This is a genomic window from Moorena sp. SIO3I6 (assembly GCF_010672095.1).
This window is the reverse complement of the sequence record NZ_JAAHHU010000973.1, coordinates 1-1,852: the sequence shown is the minus strand read 5'-3', so window position 1 is coordinate 1,852 and position 1,852 is coordinate 1. Positions and strand designations below refer to the sequence as shown.

Below are 1,852 nucleotides of genomic sequence, written 5' to 3'. Positions count from 1 at the left end.
CTAATGTTTTTGCGATCGCTCTGAAGAAGTTAGGTTCATTTAAGTTTCGTTCTGGCCAGTGCCGATGCCAGATAGAATAATGATTTATCAGCAATTTTTGAGGAGAAAACTCATGGACATCAACCCCCAAAGTAGCTAGGTAGCTGTAAACTAGCCAGGTATAAGGGTTTTTGTCACGATCTTTAAAGGCTGGTTGGGCAAGAATTTTCATATTGCACCTACTCCATTGAGCTTTGGTTAACTTTAGAGCTGCCGTTACTTGCATGCTACTACCTAAACCTTGAAATCCATTACCAGTCAAGGTGTCTGCCGCAAACTACTTAATAGCTTTAAAAAAACGTAAACGATCTCAGGTTTCTAGTGACCAGAATTGATCAGACTGATAAAACGGTAGATCGGATAGTTTAACATAATTACGCACAACCTCGACTTCAGATTGGTTCATCGTTTGTTTCCATTTATTTATTTGTTGGTTGCTTATACGTACCTTGGAATAACGACCGGGTATGTTGTTAGTTGAACTTTGGAGTACATGGTTTTCTACCCGCCTATTCCATGGCAATTCAAACTGCTCAAATAGCTCTTTGAACTTCCCAATAGGGTCTAAGCATAATTCCTCATAAAAGATCAATAACCATTCAGGATTTCGAGACAATGCATCGGCTACAACACGATGTCTTGCTGCCCAGATAGCTGAAAATATTTCTATTGGCGTTTTTGCTGCCTCTATCACTGAACGGTAGGGTTCGAGATGATCTTGAAATAAGCTAGATTGATGTAATAGAGTATCTCGGGAAAGCTCAGCAGGAGTTTCTTTGTTAATTTCTGATAATACGGTGGGGCAAGGATGTCGAACAATTACCAATAGTTTTGGATTGTAGCGCTTGAAAACCCACTCGATGGACATCAGAGATGCTACATCTTTCACGATGATTTGATAATTAGGCAGTGCTCTAGCCCAGAAACCTCGGTACCAACCTCCTCCAAAAGGTAGATCTTTGAAGACATTATCAAAAGCATTTTCAAGCAAGTCATCTCGCTCACCAGGTCGTGTATATCGGAACCATGTATCCATGTTACCTTTTCCAGTAATATCTAGATTACATGGCTCGTAGTAGTATATAGCACGATTTGCGGTGGACAATGTTTTCCCGACCCAACTTGTACCGCTGCGACCATGACCTAATATCAAAATTGGGCGTTTGCCAACTTGCCAGTGATTCAAAAACCACGAGCTAAGATAGTAGCTGGTATTAGTAATTAAACGTTGTTTCCTCATTTATATTTCTTTATATTTTCAGTTAATTTATAGTTAATAGTTTTAGTTTTAATCAATTTTTAGTGGTATTTTATTAAAATCTAAATTATGATCAACCATGATAACTAAAATGCTAACTAAAATTTAATCACCACTAAACTCTAAAATAGTATAAAAACTATCAATATTTAGATGGAGCGAGATCGCGTTTTTCCTAGTTATGAGGTCAAGTCATTTTTTTCAACCTCTAATCCCTACTCCCATTAACTCCAAGGGCGTAGACCCTCACCCAATTAATAACTGGTATATCAAGATTTAGATCGAGCTAACTGGTTAGACTTGGAAAGTGAAACAATAGAATCTAGTTCCGAAATAACCCCTGCTATTGCTTTATAACCAAACAATTCCTCAAGTACACCTGGATTAACATTATCTCTGAAAGGATCGGACAAAAATCTGATAATTGCTTCGGCAAAGGATGACTTATCTACAGCAATTTCAAAGTAGTGATGAACCTCTTCTGGTAGACCTGCTATTCCCTGTGGAGATCGGAAGAGCGTCGTGTAGGGGAGCCTCCGGTCAGGGTAATCGAAG

1 protein-coding gene and 2 pseudogenes are annotated in these 1,852 nt (G+C 38.7%); all 3 read right to left on the bottom strand.

What is annotated here, in order from left to right; genetic code table 11:
* A pseudogene (locus F6K49_RS45120) lies at positions 1 to 211 on the bottom strand (glycosyltransferase); the annotation flags it as partial.
* Between the two features lie 138 nt (positions 212 to 349).
* Positions 350 to 1,279 (bottom strand): sulfotransferase, encoded by a 930-nt coding sequence (locus tag F6K49_RS45115; protein WP_075897700.1) that lies wholly within the window; start codon positions 1,277 to 1,279, stop codon positions 350 to 352.
* 287 nt (positions 1,280 to 1,566) lie between these two features.
* Positions 1,567 to 1,852 (bottom strand): annotated as a pseudogene (locus F6K49_RS45110) (hypothetical protein); the annotation flags it as partial.

What these genes read in the sequence shown, in the direction of transcription:
- F6K49_RS45115 (WP_075897700.1), bottom strand. Translation starts at nt 1,279, where the DNA reads ATGAGGAAACAACGTTTAATTACTAATACCAGCTACTATCTTAGCTCG.